The sequence below is a fragment of the Arthrobacter sp. FW306-1B-G06A genome (assembly GCF_058781765.1).
Genome location: NZ_JBYSXB010000003.1, coordinates 42,442 through 58,869, shown reverse-complemented (window position 1 = coordinate 58,869; position 16,428 = coordinate 42,442). Strand labels below are relative to the sequence as shown.

26 protein-coding genes are annotated in these 16,428 nt (G+C 61.3%); 2 read left to right on the top strand and 24 right to left on the bottom strand.

The genetic code is table 11. The features are described from left to right. Nucleotides 1–34 precede the first annotated feature (34 nt). Nucleotides 35–1,381 (top strand): ABC transporter substrate-binding protein, encoded by a 1,347-nt coding sequence (locus AC3WJM_RS02215; protein WP_059387375.1) that lies wholly within the window; start codon nucleotides 35–37, stop codon nucleotides 1,379–1,381. 107 nt (nucleotides 1,382–1,488) lie between these two features. Here the strand turns inward: AC3WJM_RS02215 and map are convergent, their stop codons facing one another. The 23 genes from map to rpsJ form a co-directional block, all read right to left on the bottom strand. Further along, a complete protein-coding gene (gene map, locus AC3WJM_RS02210; RefSeq protein ID WP_307052493.1) occupies nucleotides 1,489–2,316 on the bottom strand; it encodes a type I methionyl aminopeptidase in 828 nt (275 codons plus the stop codon). 222 nt (nucleotides 2,317–2,538) lie between these two features. After that, complete coding sequence (locus AC3WJM_RS02205; RefSeq protein WP_306959321.1) at nucleotides 2,539–3,108, bottom strand: adenylate kinase; 570 nt, start codon at nucleotides 3,106–3,108, stop codon at nucleotides 2,539–2,541. A gap of 5 nt (nucleotides 3,109–3,113) precedes the next feature. Next, a complete protein-coding gene (gene secY / locus AC3WJM_RS02200) occupies nucleotides 3,114–4,424 on the bottom strand; it encodes a preprotein translocase subunit SecY (protein ID WP_059387373.1) in 1,311 nt (436 codons plus the stop codon). A gap of 187 nt (nucleotides 4,425–4,611) precedes the next feature. Beyond that, nucleotides 4,612–5,094, bottom strand: a complete 483-nt coding sequence (rplO, locus tag AC3WJM_RS02195) for a 50S ribosomal protein L15 (RefSeq protein WP_059387372.1) — start codon at nucleotides 5,092–5,094, stop codon at nucleotides 4,612–4,614. Next, nucleotides 5,094–5,300: a 50S ribosomal protein L30 gene (gene rpmD / locus AC3WJM_RS02190; protein ID WP_059387371.1), complete on the bottom strand. Its 207-nt coding sequence runs from the start codon at nucleotides 5,298–5,300 to the stop codon at nucleotides 5,094–5,096. The genes rplO and rpmD overlap by 1 nt, the downstream gene beginning before the upstream one ends. A 2-nt stretch (nucleotides 5,301–5,302) precedes the next feature. Next, entirely contained in the window at nucleotides 5,303–5,974 is a 672-nt protein-coding gene (gene rpsE, locus AC3WJM_RS02185) for a 30S ribosomal protein S5 (protein WP_171983517.1), read from the bottom strand. 29 nt (nucleotides 5,975–6,003) lie between these two features. Beyond that, entirely contained in the window at nucleotides 6,004–6,387 is a 384-nt protein-coding gene (gene rplR, locus AC3WJM_RS02180; protein ID WP_059387369.1) for a 50S ribosomal protein L18, read from the bottom strand. A 3-nt stretch (nucleotides 6,388–6,390) separates the two neighbouring features. Continuing rightward, nucleotides 6,391–6,927: a 50S ribosomal protein L6 gene (rplF, locus tag AC3WJM_RS02175; protein WP_059387368.1), complete on the bottom strand. Its 537-nt coding sequence runs from the start codon at nucleotides 6,925–6,927 to the stop codon at nucleotides 6,391–6,393. An 18-nt stretch (nucleotides 6,928–6,945) separates the two neighbouring features. Further along, on the bottom strand, nucleotides 6,946–7,344 hold the full coding sequence (gene rpsH, locus AC3WJM_RS02170; RefSeq protein ID WP_028265096.1) for a 30S ribosomal protein S8: 399 nt from the start codon (nucleotides 7,342–7,344) through the stop codon (nucleotides 6,946–6,948). A 77-nt stretch (nucleotides 7,345–7,421) separates the two neighbouring features. Then, nucleotides 7,422–8,000 carry a 50S ribosomal protein L5 gene (rplE, locus tag AC3WJM_RS02165; protein ID WP_059387367.1) on the bottom strand — a complete coding sequence of 193 codons (579 nt, stop codon included), beginning with the start codon at nucleotides 7,998–8,000 and terminating at the stop codon, nucleotides 7,422–7,424. Next, the gene (gene rplX / locus AC3WJM_RS02160) at nucleotides 8,000–8,362 is read right to left on the bottom strand and encodes a 50S ribosomal protein L24 (RefSeq protein WP_492271102.1); all 363 of its coding nucleotides are present in this window, start codon (nucleotides 8,360–8,362) and stop codon (nucleotides 8,000–8,002) included. The genes rplE and rplX overlap by 1 nt, the downstream gene beginning before the upstream one ends. A 3-nt stretch (nucleotides 8,363–8,365) precedes the next feature. Further along, complete coding sequence (rplN, locus tag AC3WJM_RS02155) at nucleotides 8,366–8,734, bottom strand: 50S ribosomal protein L14 (RefSeq protein WP_003803789.1); 369 nt, start codon at nucleotides 8,732–8,734, stop codon at nucleotides 8,366–8,368. Between the two features lie 347 nt (nucleotides 8,735–9,081). Then, nucleotides 9,082–9,381 carry a 30S ribosomal protein S17 gene (rpsQ, locus tag AC3WJM_RS02150; RefSeq protein WP_059387365.1) on the bottom strand — a complete coding sequence of 100 codons (300 nt, stop codon included), beginning with the start codon at nucleotides 9,379–9,381 and terminating at the stop codon, nucleotides 9,082–9,084. Beyond that, a complete protein-coding gene (rpmC, locus tag AC3WJM_RS02145; protein ID WP_059387364.1) occupies nucleotides 9,378–9,701 on the bottom strand; it encodes a 50S ribosomal protein L29 in 324 nt (107 codons plus the stop codon). Before rpmC ends, rpsQ begins: the two co-directional genes overlap by 4 nt. Nucleotides 9,702–9,703: 2 nt before the next feature. Then, nucleotides 9,704–10,120 carry a 50S ribosomal protein L16 gene (gene rplP / locus AC3WJM_RS02140; RefSeq protein WP_028265101.1) on the bottom strand — a complete coding sequence of 139 codons (417 nt, stop codon included), beginning with the start codon at nucleotides 10,118–10,120 and terminating at the stop codon, nucleotides 9,704–9,706. Next, a complete protein-coding gene (gene rpsC / locus AC3WJM_RS02135; RefSeq protein ID WP_028265102.1) occupies nucleotides 10,121–10,957 on the bottom strand; it encodes a 30S ribosomal protein S3 in 837 nt (278 codons plus the stop codon). It abuts the gene before it with no gap. Continuing rightward, the gene (rplV, locus tag AC3WJM_RS02130; protein ID WP_028265103.1) at nucleotides 10,958–11,323 is read right to left on the bottom strand and encodes a 50S ribosomal protein L22; all 366 of its coding nucleotides are present in this window, start codon (nucleotides 11,321–11,323) and stop codon (nucleotides 10,958–10,960) included. A gap of 38 nt (nucleotides 11,324–11,361) precedes the next feature. Next, nucleotides 11,362–11,643, bottom strand: coding sequence for a 30S ribosomal protein S19 (gene rpsS, locus AC3WJM_RS02125; protein WP_018773666.1), 282 nt, complete (start codon nucleotides 11,641–11,643; stop codon nucleotides 11,362–11,364). A 12-nt stretch (nucleotides 11,644–11,655) separates the two neighbouring features. Further along, nucleotides 11,656–12,495, bottom strand: coding sequence for a 50S ribosomal protein L2 (gene rplB / locus AC3WJM_RS02120; RefSeq protein ID WP_028265104.1), 840 nt, complete (start codon nucleotides 12,493–12,495; stop codon nucleotides 11,656–11,658). Between the two features lie 29 nt (nucleotides 12,496–12,524). After that, nucleotides 12,525–12,830, bottom strand: coding sequence for a 50S ribosomal protein L23 (gene rplW, locus AC3WJM_RS02115; protein ID WP_059387362.1), 306 nt, complete (start codon nucleotides 12,828–12,830; stop codon nucleotides 12,525–12,527). Next, nucleotides 12,827–13,444, bottom strand: coding sequence for a 50S ribosomal protein L4 (gene rplD / locus AC3WJM_RS02110; RefSeq protein WP_059387361.1), 618 nt, complete (start codon nucleotides 13,442–13,444; stop codon nucleotides 12,827–12,829). The genes rplW and rplD overlap by 4 nt, the downstream gene beginning before the upstream one ends. Before the next feature lie 4 nt (nucleotides 13,445–13,448). Next, nucleotides 13,449–14,099 (bottom strand): 50S ribosomal protein L3, encoded by a 651-nt coding sequence (gene rplC / locus AC3WJM_RS02105; RefSeq protein ID WP_059387360.1) that lies wholly within the window; start codon nucleotides 14,097–14,099, stop codon nucleotides 13,449–13,451. Between the two features lie 18 nt (nucleotides 14,100–14,117). Then, nucleotides 14,118–14,426: a 30S ribosomal protein S10 gene (gene rpsJ / locus AC3WJM_RS02100; protein WP_492271101.1), complete on the bottom strand. Its 309-nt coding sequence runs from the start codon at nucleotides 14,424–14,426 to the stop codon at nucleotides 14,118–14,120. A gap of 388 nt (nucleotides 14,427–14,814) precedes the next feature. Between rpsJ and AC3WJM_RS02095 the strand changes: the two genes are divergently transcribed. Further along, a complete protein-coding gene (locus tag AC3WJM_RS02095; protein ID WP_306958976.1) occupies nucleotides 14,815–16,242 on the top strand; it encodes a GH1 family beta-glucosidase in 1,428 nt (475 codons plus the stop codon). Between the two features lie 33 nt (nucleotides 16,243–16,275). Here the strand turns inward: AC3WJM_RS02095 and AC3WJM_RS02090 are convergent, their stop codons facing one another. Continuing rightward, nucleotides 16,276–16,401: a hypothetical protein gene (locus tag AC3WJM_RS02090; RefSeq protein WP_284991831.1), complete on the bottom strand. Its 126-nt coding sequence runs from the start codon at nucleotides 16,399–16,401 to the stop codon at nucleotides 16,276–16,278. Nucleotides 16,402–16,428 lie beyond the last annotated feature (27 nt).

Below are 16,428 nucleotides of genomic sequence, written 5' to 3'. Positions count from 1 at the left end.
CATCACCACCTTTGCATCCTTGAGAGGACCAACCATGGCAATGAATCTTGATCGTAGAAACTTCCTGGGGCTCGCCGGACTCGGAGTCGGCGCCGCCGCCCTTGCAGCATGCGGCGGTCCGTCGACGGGCGGCAGCGCAACGAGCAGCAGCCCCTCGGACATCGACTTCACGGGGGTCAAGCCGGCCGGCTCCTTCGACTTTTGGACCAGCCACCCCGGGCAGTCCCAGGCCGTCGAGCAATCCATCATCGACAAGTTCCAGGCGAAGTTCCCGGACATCAAGGTGAACCTCGTGACGGCGGGCGCCAACTACGAGGAAATCGCGCAGAAGTTCCAGACCTCGCAGGCAGCGAAGTCGGCCCTCCCCGGCCTCGTGGTGCTCTCCGACGTCTGGTGGTTCCGCTACTACACCAACGGCAATATCATCCCGTTGGACGGACTCATCAAGCAGCTGGACGTCAAGATTGACGACTTCCAGAAGTCCCTCGTCGCGGACTACCAGTACGCCAACAAGCAGTGGGCGCTCCCCTACGGCCGCTCCACCCCGCTCTTCTACTACAACAAGGACCACTTCAAGGCCGCCGGCCTTCCGGACCGGGCTCCCAAGACCTGGCAGGAGTTCGCCGAGTGGGCCCCCAAGCTCCAGGCAAGCTCGGGCGCGAAGTACGCCTACATCTACCCGGCCCTTGCCGGATACGCCGGCTGGACCCTGCAGAACAACCTGTGGGGCTGGGGCGGCAGCTGGTCCAACGGCTGGACCTTCAACTGCGACTCCACCGAGTCCGTCACGGCCCTGCAGTGGGCCCAGGACTCCATCTACAAGGACAAGTGGGCCGGCGTCTCCTCCAAGAACGCCGCAGACGACTTTTCCGCAGGCATCACGTCCACCACGATCTCCTCTACCGGAGACCTGCTGGGCGTGCTGAAGTCCGCTAAGTTCAACGTCGGCGTCGGCTTCCTGCCGGGCGGCCCCAAGGCCGAGACCAACGTCTGCCCCACCGGCGGCGCGGGGCTCGGGATTCCCAGCGGCGTCAGCAAGGAAGTCCAGCTCGCGGCTGCCACTTTCCTGAAATTCATGACCGAACCGGAGAACACGGCGGCATTCTCCGCTGCCACCGGCTACATGCCCACGCGCGTTTCCGCGGATATGACTGCGGTCCTCGCCAAGACTCCGCAAATCAAGACGGCCATGGACCAGCTCGCCGTGACCAAGGTGCAGGACAACGCCCGCGTATTCCTGCCCGGCGCCGATCAGGAAATGGCCAAGGCCGCTGCGAAGATCCTCACCCAGCAGGGCGACGTGAAGGCCACCATGACGGACCTCAAGACAACCCTGGATGGCATCTACACCAAGGACGTGAAGCCCAAGCTCAAGAGCTGAGGCTCAACGCGCCGAGTGCTGCCCGCTGCCCAACTAGCTTGCAATTAATGTCGTTTTGACGCGTCAGAACGACATCTAATGCGAGCTAGTTGGGCAGCCGCGTCTGATCAGGGAATCGGAACGGGCACGACGCCGAGCGGCGCCAGCTGCTCCGCGCCGCCGTCGGGCGCGGAAAGCACCCAGATGCCCTTTTCGTGGACGGCGACCGAGTGCTCCCACTGGCACGAGCGCTTGCCGTCAGTGGTCACCACAGTCCAGTCGTCGTCGAGGGTTGCTGTTTCGATGCTGCCGCGGACGAGCATGGGCTCAATCGCAAGGCACAGTCCCGGCCTGATTTTCGGGCCTCGGTGGGTGGTGCGGTAGTTCAACACGTCAGGGGCCATGTGCATCTCGGAGCCGATGCCGTGGCCTACGTAGTCTTCCAGGATGCCCAGCGGCTTTCCCGGGACGGAGGAGACGTAGTCGTCCACGGCGTTGCCGATATCGCCGACGAACTTGCCTTTGGCCAAAGCAGCGATTCCGCGCCACATGGCGGCTTGGGTGACATCCGAGAGCCGCTGATCTTCAGGATCCGCCGCGCCGACTATCACAGTGCGTGCGGAGTCGGAGTGCCAACCGTCAACGATCGCCCCGCCATCAATCGAAATGATGTCCCCATCCTGCAGGACCCGGTCGCCTGGGATGCCGTGAACCACTTCCTCGTTGACGGATGTGCAGATGGTGGCGGGGAAGCCGTGGTATCCGAGGAAGTTCGACTTCGCTCCAGCGTCGATGAGGACCGCGGCGAAAACGGCGTCGATCTCGCGCGTGGTCACGCCCGGTTTCGCAGCTTCAACGGCTGCGTCGAGCGCTCTGCTGAGGACCAATCCGGCCTCGTGCATTTTGCGCATTTGCTCATTGGTCTTGTATTCGATGCGGGGCTGGCCGAACGCCATGGTCTCCTCTTGTCGTGTGCTGCTTGTGGTGGGCTGCAGATCCAGACCCCCTCTGGCTTCCTATTTTCCCGCATCAGCGGCCCAGCCCGAAACCGGAGCCACAAACGCCCGTGAATTGGTTCTGATTTCAGGCGCTCAAACGGGGAAGCAAAAAGGGCGTGTCCCGCACGGGAGCAGTCAGCTCCGGCGCGGGACACACCCTCTTCAACAGTCGTGCGGCGGCTAGACCGCCTTGGCTGCCTCGATGGCCAGCAGCACGCGATCCGTGACCTCGTCGATGCCGCCAATGCCATCGACCTGGGTCAGGATGCCCCGTTCGGCATACTTGGCCACGACGGCCTCGGTCTGCTCGTGGTAGAGGTCCAGGCGGTGGCGGATGACGCCTTCGTTGTCATCCGAGCGCCCGGTCTCCTTGGCACGGCCCAGCAAACGAGTAACAAGTTCCTCGTCGTCGGCCGTCAGCTGAAGCACGACGTCGAGCTTCTCTTCCGTGTCGGCGAGGATCCGGTCCAGGTATTCCACCTGGGCGGTGGTGCGCGGGTAGCCGTCGAGCAGGAAGCCGTTCTCGACGTCGCTCTCACTCAGGCGGTCGCGGACCATCTTGTTGGTGACGCTGTCCGGAACGAAATCGCCGGCGTCCATGTACTTCTTTGCCTCGATACCCAGCGGGGTTTCGCCCTTGACGTTCGCACGGAAGATGTCGCCGGTGGAGATGGCGACTACGCCCAAGCGCTCGGAAATCCGCTCAGCCTGGGTTCCCTTGCCCGAACCCGGGGGTCCAATGATCAGCATTCTCGTCATCGCAAAAGCCCTTCGTAGTGACGTTGTTGTAGCTGCGCATCAATCTGCTTGACGGTTTCCAGGCCCACACCCACCATGATCAGAATCGACGTGCCACCGAACGGGAAGTTCTGGTTGGCGCTGATCAGGACGAGTGCGACCAGCGGAATCAACGCCACGAAGCCCAAGTAGAAGGCGCCGGGGAGGGTGATCCTGGAAAGCACGTACTGCAGGTAGTCCGCGGTCGGTTTACCCGCCCGGATGCCCGGAATGAACCCGCCGTACTTCTTCATGTTGTCCGAGACCTCTTCAGGGTTGAAGGTGATCGCGACGTAGAAGTAGGTGAAGAACACAATCATGACGAAATACAGCGCCATGTAGATCGGGTGGTCGCCCTTGGTGAGGTTGTTGTTGATCCACTCAACCCACGGGGCGATGGACTCTCCGGCCTTCGGCTGGTTGAACTGTGCAATCAGCCCCGGCAGGTAGAGCATCGAGGAGGCAAAGATGACAGGCACGACGCCGGCCATGTTCACCTTGATGGGGATGTAGGTGCTGGTGCCGCCCACGGTGCGCCGGCCGATCATACGCTTGGCGTACTGGACCGGAATGCGCCGCTGGGACTGCTCCACGAAGACCACGAGCGCGACGGTTACGAGGCCGATCGCCAACACCGTGAAGAAGGTGCCCGGTCCCTTGGAGTTCCAGATGGCACCGAGCGAGGTCGGGAAGCCGGCAGCGATGGAGGTGAAGATGAGCAGGGACATGCCGTTGCCCACGCCCTTCTCGGTAACCAGTTCGCCCATCCACATGATGAGGCCTGTACCGGCCGTCAAGGTGATGACCACGAGGATCGTGGCGATGATGCTCGTGTCCGGGATGATCGGCAGCTGGCAGTTCGGCAGCAGCTGTCCGGAGCGTGCCAGGGACACCAGCGTGGTGGCGTTCAGCAGGCCCAGCGCAATGGTCAGATAACGCGTGTACTGCGTCAGCTTCGACTGGCCCGAGGCACCTTCGTCATACAGCTGCTGGAACCGCGGAATGACCACGCGGAGCAGCTGCACGATGATGCTCGCCGTGATGTACGGCATGATCCCCAGGGCAAAGATCGAAACCTGCAGCAGTGCACCACCGCTGAACAGGTTGACGAGCTGGTAGAGGCCGCCCTGGTCCTGATTGCTTGACAAACATTGCTGAACATTTTGGTAGCTCACACCAGGCGAGGGGATAAAAGCTCCCAAGCGGAAGATTGTGATGATTCCCAGCGTGAACAACAACTTGCGTCGCAGATCAGGCGTCCGAAATGCCCGGCCGAATGCGCTTAGCAAGCGTCCTCCTGAGTTAAAAGTCCAAGGGTGTCGAAAGGGGTCATTGAAACCCAACACCCGAGTCTAACGGTTTGATGCGCCATGCGAACAATCGAGGGGTGCGCGCCATATCAAAAAACTCCCGGAGCAGGGGGCCGAAGCCCTCCGCACCGGGAGTCTTTTTACAGCGAGCGATAGCCCAGAGCCCTTAGAGGGCAGTGGTGGTTCCGCCTGCTGCTGCGATCTTCTCAGCTGCGCTGGAGGAGAAAGCGTGGGCGGTGACGTCAACCTTGACGGTGATGTCGCCGGTGCCCAGCACCTTGACGGGCTGGTTCTTGCGAACGGCACCCTTCTCAACCAGGGACTCGACGGTGACAGCGCCACCTTCCGGGAACAGCTCGTTGAGCTTGTCCAGGTTTACAACCTGGAACTCAACCCGGAACGGGTTCTTGAAGCCGCGAAGCTTCGGCAGGCGCATGTGCAGCGGCAGCTGGCCGCCGGCAAAGCCAGCCTTGACCTGGTAGCGGGCCTTCGTACCCTTGGTACCGCGACCTGCGGTCTTACCCTTGGAGCCTTCACCACGACCAACACGGGTCTTGGCAGTCTTGGCACCGGGGGCGGGACGCAGGTGGTGGACCTTCAGAGTGTTCTGCTTGTCGGCAGCCTCTGCGGCAGTTTTGTTCTCGGCCATTACTTCGCCTCCTCTACATTCACGAGGTGCGGAACCGTGTTGAGCATTCCAACGGTTACGGCATCAGCGGTACGGACAACAGTGTGTCCGATGCGCTTGAGGCCGAGGGACCGCAGGGTCTCACGCTGGTTCTGCTTGGCGCCGATGACGCCCTTGATCTGGGTGATCTCCAACTGAGCGTCGGAGGGAGTCAGGTTCTTAGCCATGACTAGACACCTGCCTTCTGGTTCTGGAGTGCGCGCACCAGAGCAGCAGGAGCAACCTCGTCCAGCGGCAGGCCACGGCGGGCTGCCACGGAAGCGGGCTCTTCCAGTCGCTTCAGGGCGTCAACAGTCGCGTGAACGATGTTGATGGCGTTCGAGGAACCGAGCGACTTGGAGAGAACGTCGTGGATACCGACGCATTCCAGTACCGCGCGGACCGGACCACCGGCGATAACACCGGTACCCGGGGAAGCCGGACGCAGCATGACAACGCCTGCTGCGGCCTCACCCTGCACGCGGTGCGGGATGGTGTTGCCAACGCGGGGAACGCGGAAGAAGGACTTCTTAGCCTCTTCAACGCCCTTCGCGATAGCTGCCGGAACTTCCTTCGCCTTGCCGTAGCCGACGCCAACCAGGCCGTTGCCGTCACCGACGACGACCAGGGCGGTGAAGCTGAAGCGACGACCACCCTTGACGACCTTGGCAACACGGTTGATGGTTACAACGCGCTCTACGAACTGGCTCTTCTCGGCCTCGCGACCGCCGTCGCGGCCACCACGGCCACCACGGTCGCCGCGGCCCTGGCCACGGTCACCACGCTCGCCACGACGGCCGCCGCGGCGGTCGTCGGTGGCAGCAGCAGTCTCAGTTGCCTCAGCAGCTGCAGCTTCAGTCACCTGAATGTCCTTTTCGTTATTCTCAACGGTCACAGTGCCAGCCCACCTTCACGTGCGCCGTCAGCGACGGCGGCGATCCGGCCGTGGTACTTGTTACCACCGCGGTCGAAGACAACAGCTTCGATGCCTGCAGCCTTGGCACGCCCGGCAACGAGCTCGCCGACGCGCTTGGCCTTGGCAGTCTTGTCGCCGTCGAATGCACGAAGGTCAGCTTCCAAAGTGGAAGCGTAAGCCACGGTTACACCCTTGCTGTCATCGACAACCTGGACGAAGATGTGGCGTGCGGAGCGGTTGACGACCAGACGAGGACGAACAGCCGTGCCGGTGATGCGCTTGCGGATACGAAGCTGGCGACGGCTGCGTGCAGCAGACTTGCTCTTGTTCGTACGCTTCTTGTTAATTGCGATGGCCATGGTTTACTTACCAGCCTTTCCGACCTTGCGGCGGATAACTTCGCCGGCGTAACGGACACCCTTGCCCTTGTAGGGGTCGGGCTTGCGCAGCTTGCGAATGTTGGCAGCAACCTCGCCGACCTGCTGCTTGGAGATACCAGCGACGGAGAGCTTGGTCGGCCCCTCCACCGTGAAGGTGATGCCTTCCGGAGCGGAGACATTGACCGGGTGGCTGAAGCCGAGAGCGAACTCAAGGTCAGAACCCTTGGCCTGAACGCGGTAACCGGTACCAACGATTTCAAGCTTCTTTTCGTAGCCCTTGGTGACGCCCTCGATCATGTTCGCGATCAGGGTGCGGGTCAGGCCGTGCAGGGAACGCGAAGCGCGCTCGTCGTTCGGGCGGGTGACAGTCAAGGTGCTTTCGTCCAGGGTGACCTCGATCGGGCTGGCTACAGTGTGGCTCAGCTCGCCTTTGGTGCCCTTGACGTTGATGACAGAGCCATCAACCTTAACTTCAACGCCGGCAGGAACGGTGATGGGGAGACGTCCAATACGTGACATTATTCTCTTCCTTTCCCGTTACCAGACGTACGCGAGGACTTCGCCGCCCACGCCCTTCTTGCCGGCCTGCTTGTCAGTCAGGAGGCCGGAAGAGGTGGACAGGATTGCGATACCCAGGCCACCCAGCACGTGAGGCAGGTTGGTGGACTTCGCGTAAACGCGGAGACCAGGCTTGGAAATGCGGCGGACACCAGCAATCGAACGCTCGCGGTTCGGACCGAACTTGAGGTCGATGGTCAGCTTCTTGCCGACTTCGGCTTCCTCTTCCTTCCAAGCAGCGATGTAGCCTTCTGCCTTCAGGATGTCGGCAACGCGTGCCTTGAGCTTGCTGTACGGCATGCTCACGGTGTCGTGGTATGCCGAGTTGGCGTTGCGCAGACGCGTAAGCATGTCTGCGACAGGATCTGTCATAGTCATTGTGGGCTCTTGCCCTTCCTCGTAATGGTTTCCGCGTTGGCTGCAAAGCAGCCGCGGCCGGACCTACTACGTAGTTATTAGTCTTCGGATTTGAACGGGAAGCCAAGTGCCTTGAGCAGCGCACGGCCTTCGTCATCGGTCTTTGCAGTGGTGACAACCGTGATGTCCATACCGCGAACGCGGTCGATGGAGTCCTGGTCGATTTCGTGGAACATAACCTGCTCGGTCAGACCGAAGGTGTAGTTGCCGTTGCCGTCGAACTGCTTGCCGTTGAGGCCGCGGAAGTCGCGGATACGGGGCAGGGCGAGGGTCACGAGGCGGTCCACGAATTCCCACATACGGTCCCCACGCAGAGTTGCGTGTGCACCGATGGGCATGCCTTCGCGCAGCTTGAACTGTGCGATCGACTTGCGGGCCTTGGTAACCTGCGGCTTCTGGCCGGTGATCAGGGTGAGGTCGCGGACAGCGCCGTCGATCAACTTGGAGTCCTTGGCGGCATCTCCAACACCCATGTTCACAACAACCTTCACCAGGCGGGGAACCTGGTTCACGTTCTCGTACTTGAATTCCTCAACCAGGGTCTGCTTGATGGAATCGGCGTACTTCGTCTTCAGACGCGGAACGATCTTCGCTGGAGTCTCGAGAGTCTCAGTCATTAGATGTCCTTCCCGGATGCCTTGGACACGCGGACACGGACGGACTTGGAGACGCCGTCCTTCTCAACGGCCTCGAGACGGAAACCAACGCGGGTCGGCTTCTTGGTCGAGGGGTCAACAAGAGCAACGTTGGAGACGTGGATCGGGGCCTCAACGACCTCGATGCCACCGGTCTTGGTGCCGCGCTGCGACTGACCGACCTTGGTGTGCTTGGTGACTCGGTTGATGCCTTCTACCAGGACGCGGTTGGTCTCGGTGAACACGCGAAGAACCTTGCCCTGCTTGCCACGGTCGCCGCCACGTTCCTGCTTGGCGCCGGTGATGACCTGAACCAGGTCACCCTTCTTGATCTTTGCACCCATGGGTTACAGCACCTCCGGAGCCAGCGAAACGATCTTCATGAACTTCTTGTCACGCAGTTCACGACCAACCGGGCCGAAGATACGGGTACCGCGGGGGTCGCCGTCGTTCTTCAGAATCACAGCTGCGTTCTCGTCAAACTTGATGTAGGAACCATCCGCACGGCGGCGTTCCTTCTTGGTACGAACGATGACAGCCTTGACGACGTCACCCTTCTTTACGTTGCCGCCCGGGATAGCGTCCTTGACGGTTGCGACAATGACGTCGCCAATGCCTGCGTAGCGACGGCCGGATCCACCGAGAACGCGAATGGTAAGGATTTCCTTAGCACCCGTGTTGTCGGCGACCTTCAGTCGCGACTCCTGCTGAATCAATTTTTACTCCTTGCGTCGCGCCGGTTCTCAGACCGAAATGAAGCATACGGAATGAGCCTTGCGGAACGGTTGATCGGGGTGTCTCTTGACCTGCCTGGATTTTGCCAGTGCAGGCCTAAACTCCCGTGCCGCCAGCATCAGCTTCCCTTGCGGAAATAACTGCGCGGGGCAGTATGCCGCGGCACGATTGTTTACGAGGTGGTTGTTGACGCACAACTGGCGCCATACAAACTCAATATCCTAGCACGTTTTATACTAAGGACCGAAACGCGGAAAGGCCCGCATTCCTTCCGGAATACGGGCCTTCCACCAATCCATATCGCTGCCGGACAAAGCCCGGCGCGGGATTACTTAGCCTTTTCGAGGATCTCGACCAGGCGCCACCGCTTTGTAGCGGACAGCGGGCGGGTCTCAGAGATCAGAACGAGGTCGCCGATGCCGGCGGTGTTCTGCTCGTCGTGAGCCTTGATCTTCGAGGTGCGGCGAATGACCTTGCCGTACAGAGCGTGCTTCACGCGGTCTTCAACCTGAACAACGATGGTCTTTTCCATCTTGTCAGAGACAACGTAGCCGCGACGCGTCTTACGGTAACCGCGCTGTTCAGCGCTGGCTGCTGCTTCCGTCACAGTTTCCTTCTGTTCGCTCACTTGGCGTCCTCTCCAGCCTCGGCTTCGGCCTTCTCAGCCTTGGCTTCTGCCTTCTTGGACTTCTTTTCTTCCTTGGCTTCCACAACCGGTGCGGCAACCTCGGCACGAATGCCCAGCTCGCGCTCACGGAGAACGGTGTAGATGCGTGCGATGTCCTTCTTTACCGCGCGCAGACGACCGTGGTTCTCCAGCTGTCCGGTGGCGGACTGGAAACGCAGGTTGAACAGCTCTTCCTTGGACTTGCGGAGTTCTTCAACGAGACGCTCGTTGTCGAAACCGTCCAGCTGTGCGGGTGCGAGATCCTTCGACCCTACTGCCATTTCTATTCACCACCTTCGCGACGCACAATGCGTGCCTTCAACGGCAGCTTGTGGATTGCCAGGCGCAGTGCCTCGCGAGCTACCTCTTCATTGACACCGGCGAGCTCGAAGAGAACGCGGCCCGGCTTGACGTTTGCGACCCACCATTCCGGAGAACCCTTACCGGAACCCATGCGGGTTTCGGCCGGCTTCTTCGTCAGCGGACGGTCCGGATAAATGTTGATCCAGACCTTACCGCCACGCTTGATGTGGCGGGTCATCGCGATACGGGCAGACTCGATCTGACGGTTCGTGACGTAGGCCGGGCTCAGCGCCTGGATGCCGTACTCACCGAAGGTGACCTTGGTGCCGCCCGTTGCAGCGCCGGAACGACCCGGGTGGTGCTGCTTACGGTGCTTGACTCGACGTGGGATAAGCATTTAAGCCTGTCCTCCTTCTGCTGCGGGAGCAGCAGCTTCAGCTGCCGGAGCCTCTGCAGCAACAGGTGCTGCGTCAGCTGCCGGACGGTCGGTACGACGACGGCGGTCACCACGGTCGGCGCCACCCGGGCGGCCCGGGCGGTCGCTCGGACCACGGCCGCGGGACGGAGCAGCAGCTGCCTGCTGAGCCAGTTCCTTGGCAGTGACGTCGCCCTTGTAGATCCAGACCTTCACGCCGATGCGGCCGAAGGTGGTCTTGGCTTCGTAGAAGCCGTAGTCGATGTTCGCACGCAGGGTGTGCAGGGGCACACGGCCTTCGCGGTAGAACTCCGAGCGGGACATTTCTGCGCCACCCAGTCGACCGGAGCAAGCAATACGGATACCCTTGGCACCCGCACGCTGTGCGGACTGCATGGCCTTCTTCATCGCACGGCGGAAAGCCACGCGGGAAGTCAGCTGCTCAGCAACGCCCTGGGCAACAAGCTGGGCTTCCATCTCGGGGTTCTTGACCTCGAGGATGTTCAGCTGGACCTGCTTGCCGGTGAGCTTCTCGAGCTCGCCGCGAATGCGGTCTGCTTCTGCGCCGCGGCGGCCGATGACGATACCCGGGCGGGCCGTGTGGATGTCCACGCGGACACGGTCACGGGTGCGCTCGATTTCGACCTTGGCGATGCCAGCGCGCTCCATGCCCGTGGACATGAGCTGGCGGATGCGGATGTCTTCGCGAACGAAGTCCTTGTACCGCTGGCCAGCCTTGGTGCTGTCAGCAAACCAGTGCGATACGTGATCGGTGGTGATGCCGAGTCGGAACCCGTGCGGGTTTACTTTCTGTCCCACTTAGCGAGCCTCCTCTTTCTCCGGGGTAGCGACTACCACGGTGATGTGGCTCGTGCGCTTCTTGATCTGAAATGCGCGACCCTGAGCACGCGGCTGGAACCGCTTCATGGTCGGGCCTTCATCAACAAACGCTTCGCTGATGTAGAGGTCTCCTTCGTCAAAGGCAACGCCGTCGCGGTCCGCGAGGACCCGTGCGTTTGCCATTGCCGACTGAACTACCTTGAATACCGGCTCCGAAGCTGCCTGTTCGGCGAACTTCAGAATTGCCAGAGCCTCATTCGCTTGCTTACCACGAACAAGGTTGACGACGCGCCGGGCCTTCATAGGCGTTACGCGGATGTGACGCGCAATAGCCTTGGCTTCCATTGCTTTCCTTCTCTCGTCTTAGCCGTAGAGCGAGCGCCTTAGCGGCGCTTGCCCTTACGGTCGTCCTTGACATGGCCGCGGAATGTCCGCGTGGGAGCGAATTCGCCGAGCTTGTGCCCGACCATCGACTCAGTGACAAACACCGGAATGTGCTTGCGTCCGTCGTGAACGGCAATCGTGTGACCCAGCATGTCCGGGACGATCATCGAACGGCGGGACCAGGTCTTGATGACGTTCTTGGTGCCCTTTTCGTTTTCCCTGGCGACCTTCACAAAGAGGTGCTGGTCTACGAAAGGACCTTTTTTCAGGCTGCGTGGCATGTGTCCAGGCTCCTATCGCTTGTTCTTGCCAGTACGGCGGCGACGAACAATAAGCTTGTCGCTCTCTTTGTTGGGGCGGCGGGTGCGGCCTTCACGCTTACCGTTCGGGTTGACCGGGTGACGTCCACCGGAAGTCTTACCTTCACCACCACCGTGCGGGTGATCGACCGGGTTCATGGCGACACCACGGACGGTCGGGCGAACGCCCTTCCAGCGCATACGGCCGGCCTTACCCCAGTTGATGTTCGACTGCTCGGCGTTGCCGACCTCGCCGACGGTTGCGCGGCAGCGCACGTCAACGTTGCGGATTTCACCGGAGGGCAGACGCAGCTGGGCGAAACGGCCTTCCTTGGCGACGAGCTGAACCGAAGCACCTGCGGAACGGGCCATCTTGGCGCCGCCACCCGGACGCAGTTCAACTGCGTGGATGGTGGTACCAACCGGGATGTTGCGCAGCGGCAAGTTGTTGCCCGGCTTGATGTCAGCGTCGGGGCCAGCCTCGACGAAGTCACCCTGGGACAGCTTGTTCGGGGCGATGATGTAACGCTTGGTGCCATCAACGTAGTGCAGGAGGGCGATGCGAGCCGTGCGGTTCGGATCGTACTCGATTTCGGCAACGCGGGCGTTGACGCCGTCCTTGTCGTGGCGACGGAAGTCGATCAGACGGTACTGGCGCTTGTGGCCACCACCCTTGTGACGGGTAGTGATCTTACCGGTGTTGTTACGGCCGCCAGTCTTGTGCAGCGGACGCAGCAACGACTTTTCCGGAGTCGATCGCGTGATTTCGGAGAAGTCGGCTACGCTCGAGCCGCGACGGCCCGGGGTAGTCGGCTTGTATTTACGGATTCCCATAATTCATTTCCTCGTTAAAGTGGTCTCCGCTACGCGAGCGGACCGCCGAAGATGTCGATTGTGCCTTCTTTGAGGGTGACAATTGCACGCTTGGTGCTCTTGCGCTGTCCCCAGCCGAATTTGGTCCGCTTGCGCTTACCGGCACGGTTGATGGTGTTGATCGATTCGACCTTGACGGAGAAAATCTTCTCCACGGCCAGCTTGATCTCGGTCTTGTTCGAGCGGGGGTCCACCAGGAAGGTGTACTTGCCCTCGTCGATCAGGCCGTAGCTCTTTTCCGAAACGACGGGTGCAATGACGACGTCGCGCGGGTCTTTGATGGTGGCTGCACTCACTTGGCATCCTCCTCGTTCTTTGCCTTGTCAGCGATGAAAGCCTCGAACGCAGCCTTGGTGAAGACAACGTCGTCGGAAACCAGCACGTCGTAGGTGTTCAGCTGGTCTGCGTACAGAACGTGAACATCTGCGAGGTTGCGCACGGAAAGTGCGGCAACATCGTTGGCGCGCTCGATAACAACGAGCAGGTTCCGACGCTCGGAGACTGCACGCAACGCGGCCAGTGCTGCCTTGGAGGACGGCTTGGTGCCGGCAACCAGTTCAGAAACGACGTGGATGCGGCCGTTACGGGCGCGGTCGGACAGGGCGCCACGCAGTGCGGCAGCCTTCATCTTCTTGGGTGTCCGCTGGCTGTAGTCACGCGGCGTCGGGCCGTGGACGATGCCACCACCGGTCATGTGAGGAGCACGGATGGAACCCTGACGGGCGCGGCCGGTGCCCTTCTGCTTGAACGGCTTGCGGCCTGCACCGGAAACTTCGGCGCGGGTCTTGGTCTTGTGGGTACCCTGGCGAGCAGCAGCGAGCTGTGCGACGACGACCTGGTGCAGCAGCGGCACGTTGGTCTGGACGTCGAAGATCTCTGCAGGCAGGTCTACCTTGACAGTGCTAGTCATTTAACTAGGCTCCCTTCACGGCGGTGCGTACGAGGACGACCTGGCCGCGGGCACCGGGGACGGCACCCTTGATAAGGAGCAGCGACTTCTCGGCGTCAACAGCGTGAACCGTGAGGTTCAGCGTGGTGTGACGTTCTGCGCCCATGCGACCGGCCATTTTCAGACCCTTGAAGACGCGGCTCGGGGTGGATGCGCCACCGATTGAACCGGGCTTGCGGTGGTTCTTGTGCGCACCGTGGGAGGCTCCAACACCGTGGAAGCCGTGACGCTTCATAACACCGGCGAAGCCCTTACCCTTGCTGGTGCCGACGACGTCGATCTTCTGACCGGCTTCGAAGAGCTCAACAGAAAGCTCCTGGCCCAGTTCGTAAGACGCGGCGTCTGCAGTGCGCAGTTCGACGACGTGGCGGCGAGGAGTTACGCCAGCCTTTTCAAAGTGACCAGCCAGCGGCTTGGTGACCTTGCGGGGATCGATCTGGCCGTAGCCGATCTGAACGGCGACATAGCCATCAGTCTCTGCGTTGCGCAGCTGGGTGATGACGTTGGAGTCAGCCTGGACGACAGTTACCGGGATGAGCTTGTTGTTCTCGTCCCAGACCTGGGTCATGCCGAGCTTCGTGCCCAGCAGGCCCTTTACGTTACGGGTTGCGGTCATAGTTTTCTCAGCACCTCCCTACAGCTTGATTTCGATGTTCACGTCGGCCGGCAGGTCGAGACGCATAAGCGAGTCAACAGCCTTCGGCGTGGGGTCGATGATGTCGATCAGACGCTTGTGAGTACGCATTTCAAAGTGCTCACGGCTGTCCTTGTACTTGTGGGGAGAGCGGATAACGCAGTACACGTTCTTCTCCGTCGGCAGCGGCACGGGGCCCACTACCGTTGCGCCTGCGCGCGTGACCGTCTCAACGATCTTCCGCGCTGAAACATCAATGACGTCGTGGTCATATGACTTCAGCCGGATGCGGATTTTTTGTCCCGCCATGTCGCCTGACTCTCTTTCAGTCTGTGCTGCCCTCGAATAAAGGCTGCCCTGTTCACTTACGTGTTGTATGTGGCTGCCGAAGCATTTGAAGTAGTACTACCACCCGCCGCACAAGCTGAATCCGGAGGGATCCGGGTTCCTCAACTTGCCGGTGTAACCGACCCCCGCGGTCGGGCGTGTCGCGATTTCCACGCAAACGCGTCCGTATTCCTTTGGGGATCTGGGTTATGTTTGGGCTTCAGCTTGGACCCTGACACCCGGCATTATCCGGATCGGGACGCGAAGAAGCGCTTGAACAACTCACCTAGTATGCCGGAATTCCCCGGCATAAGCCAATCGGGCCTCCCTGACCATTGCCATCGGCACCTGCGCTCGGGATGATGGGGGCATGACCGTCCAAGATGCTGCCACTGTGGGGGATCTTGCAGGCCGCATCCGGCCGGACTTCACTTTGGGTGTCGCTGCGGCGGCCTTCCAGATCGAGGGCTCGCTCACGGCGGACGGACGAGGACCGTCGAGCTGGGACGCGTTTGCCGAGAAACCGGGCGCGATCGTCGACGGGCACTCCCCGGCAGTCGCCTGCGACCACTACAACCGCACGGACGAGGACATTGCCCTCATGCAGGACCTGGGCGTGGATTCCTACCGGTTCTCCCTCTCCTGGCCGCGAATCCAACCCGGCGGCAAGGGGCCCATCAATCAACAGGGCTTGGATTTCTACGACCGCCTGATCGACAAGCTCCTGAAGGCCGGGATCTCCCCCATGGTGACCTTGTTCCATTGGGATACTCCCCTGCCGTTGGAGCACGACGGCGGCTGGCTGAATCGGGCGACTGCGGAACGGTTCGCCGAATACTCCGCCGCGGCCGCACACCGCTTCGGTGACCGCGTGGCGCAATGGGTCACCCTCAACGAACCGGTTTCGGTCGCGTTGCAAGGTTATGCGCTCGGTGTCCACGCTCCCGGCAGGCGTCTGCTCTTCGATGCCCTGCCGGCTGCCCACCACCAGTTGTTGGGGCACGGCCTCGCCGTCCAGGCCCTGCGCGCCGCCGGCGTGGCGGGAACTGTCGGCGTAGCCAATGTCCACTCTCCGGTCCGGCCCGCAAGCAAGCGGCTTGCAGACGGTCTCATGGCCAAGGCCTTCGACCTCATCTTCAACCGGGTGTACGCCGATCCCATCCTCCTGGGGAAGTACCCAAAGCCGCCGCTCCAGGTAAGGCCTTGGTTCCGGGCCTTGGGCAAGGTCCGCGACGAGGACCTCAAAACCATCCACCAACCGTTGGATTTCTACGGCCTGAACTACTACTACCCCGTCAAGGTGGCCTCGGGCCGCGGCGACGGAACCGCCCACTGGAACACCCCGGACATGATGGCCAAGCTGCCGTTCCATCTGGCGGCGTTTCCCGAATACGAGACGACAGGATTCGGTTGGCCCGTGGCTCCCGAACACCTCGGAATCCTGCTGCGGGAACTGAAGGACCGCTACGGAGCAGCGCTGCCTCCGCTGTTCATCACGGAGAGCGGCGCGAGCTTTCCGGAACCGGACCACACCCAGGGTCCGGTGCACGACGCCGACCGCATCAGCTATCTTGCCTCGCACCTTGGCCAGGCCTTGAGGGCCACTGCCCCCGGCGGGATCGCCCACGACGTCGACCTTCTCGGCTACTACGTCTGGACGCTACTGGACAACTTCGAATGGGCCGCAGGCTATTCGCAGCGGTTCGGCCTGGTGCACGTTGATTTCGATACCCTCGAGAGAACCCCCAAGGACTCGTACTACTGGTACCAGTCCTTGAGCAAGGCGCGACGGGGCTGATTCGAAGTCACTTTGTGGACCGATTGTGCTAAATCAGTCTTTCCTGTTCGCCCGATTGATGCGCTTGGCGCGCTCGATCTCGCGGCGGAAGTATTTCCTTCCCCACAACACCCCGGCTACCACAACAACCACCAAGACCAGAAAAATCAGCGTTCCCATTTCGCATTCCTCCCTTGAGGCAACGGT

What these genes read in the sequence shown, in the direction of transcription:
- rplX (WP_492271102.1), bottom strand. Translation starts at nt 8,362, where the DNA reads ATGGGTGCAAAGATCAAGAAGGGTGACCTGGTTCAGGTCATCACCGGC.
- rpmD (WP_059387371.1), bottom strand. Translation starts at nt 5,300, where the DNA reads ATGGCTAAGAACCTGACTCCCTCCGACGCTCAGTTGGAGATCACCCAG.
- rplP (WP_028265101.1), bottom strand. Translation starts at nt 10,120, where the DNA reads ATGCTTATCCCACGTCGAGTCAAGCACCGTAAGCAGCACCACCCGGGT.
- rpmC (WP_059387364.1), bottom strand. Translation starts at nt 9,701, where the DNA reads ATGGCAGTAGGGTCGAAGGATCTCGCACCCGCACAGCTGGACGGTTTC.
- rpsJ (WP_492271101.1), bottom strand. Translation starts at nt 14,426, where the DNA reads ATGGCGGGACAAAAAATCCGCATCCGGCTGAAGTCATATGACCACGAC.
- rplE (WP_059387367.1), bottom strand. Translation starts at nt 8,000, where the DNA reads ATGACTGAGACTCTCGAGACTCCAGCGAAGATCGTTCCGCGTCTGAAG.
- rpsH (WP_028265096.1), bottom strand. Translation starts at nt 7,344, where the DNA reads ATGACTATGACAGATCCTGTCGCAGACATGCTTACGCGTCTGCGCAAC.
- rplR (WP_059387369.1), bottom strand. Translation starts at nt 6,387, where the DNA reads ATGGCCATCGCAATTAACAAGAAGCGTACGAACAAGAGCAAGTCTGCT.
- rplF (WP_059387368.1), bottom strand. Translation starts at nt 6,927, where the DNA reads ATGTCACGTATTGGACGTCTCCCCATCACCGTTCCTGCCGGCGTTGAA.
- AC3WJM_RS02095 (WP_306958976.1), top strand. Translation starts at nt 14,815, where the DNA reads ATGACCGTCCAAGATGCTGCCACTGTGGGGGATCTTGCAGGCCGCATC.
- rpsS (WP_018773666.1), bottom strand. Translation starts at nt 11,643, where the DNA reads ATGCCACGCAGCCTGAAAAAAGGTCCTTTCGTAGACCAGCACCTCTTT.
- AC3WJM_RS02215 (WP_059387375.1), top strand. Translation starts at nt 35, where the DNA reads ATGGCAATGAATCTTGATCGTAGAAACTTCCTGGGGCTCGCCGGACTC.
- map (WP_307052493.1), bottom strand. Translation starts at nt 2,316, where the DNA reads ATGGCGTTCGGCCAGCCCCGCATCGAATACAAGACCAATGAGCAAATG.
- AC3WJM_RS02090 (WP_284991831.1), bottom strand. Translation starts at nt 16,401, where the DNA reads ATGGGAACGCTGATTTTTCTGGTCTTGGTGGTTGTTGTGGTAGCCGGG.
- rplV (WP_028265103.1), bottom strand. Translation starts at nt 11,323, where the DNA reads ATGGAAGCCAAGGCTATTGCGCGTCACATCCGCGTAACGCCTATGAAG.
- rplC (WP_059387360.1), bottom strand. Translation starts at nt 14,099, where the DNA reads ATGACCGCAACCCGTAACGTAAAGGGCCTGCTGGGCACGAAGCTCGGC.
- rplD (WP_059387361.1), bottom strand. Translation starts at nt 13,444, where the DNA reads ATGACTAGCACTGTCAAGGTAGACCTGCCTGCAGAGATCTTCGACGTC.
- rplB (WP_028265104.1), bottom strand. Translation starts at nt 12,495, where the DNA reads ATGGGAATCCGTAAATACAAGCCGACTACCCCGGGCCGTCGCGGCTCG.
- rplO (WP_059387372.1), bottom strand. Translation starts at nt 5,094, where the DNA reads ATGGCCGAGAACAAAACTGCCGCAGAGGCTGCCGACAAGCAGAACACT.
- AC3WJM_RS02205 (WP_306959321.1), bottom strand. Translation starts at nt 3,108, where the DNA reads ATGCTGATCATTGGACCCCCGGGTTCGGGCAAGGGAACCCAGGCTGAG.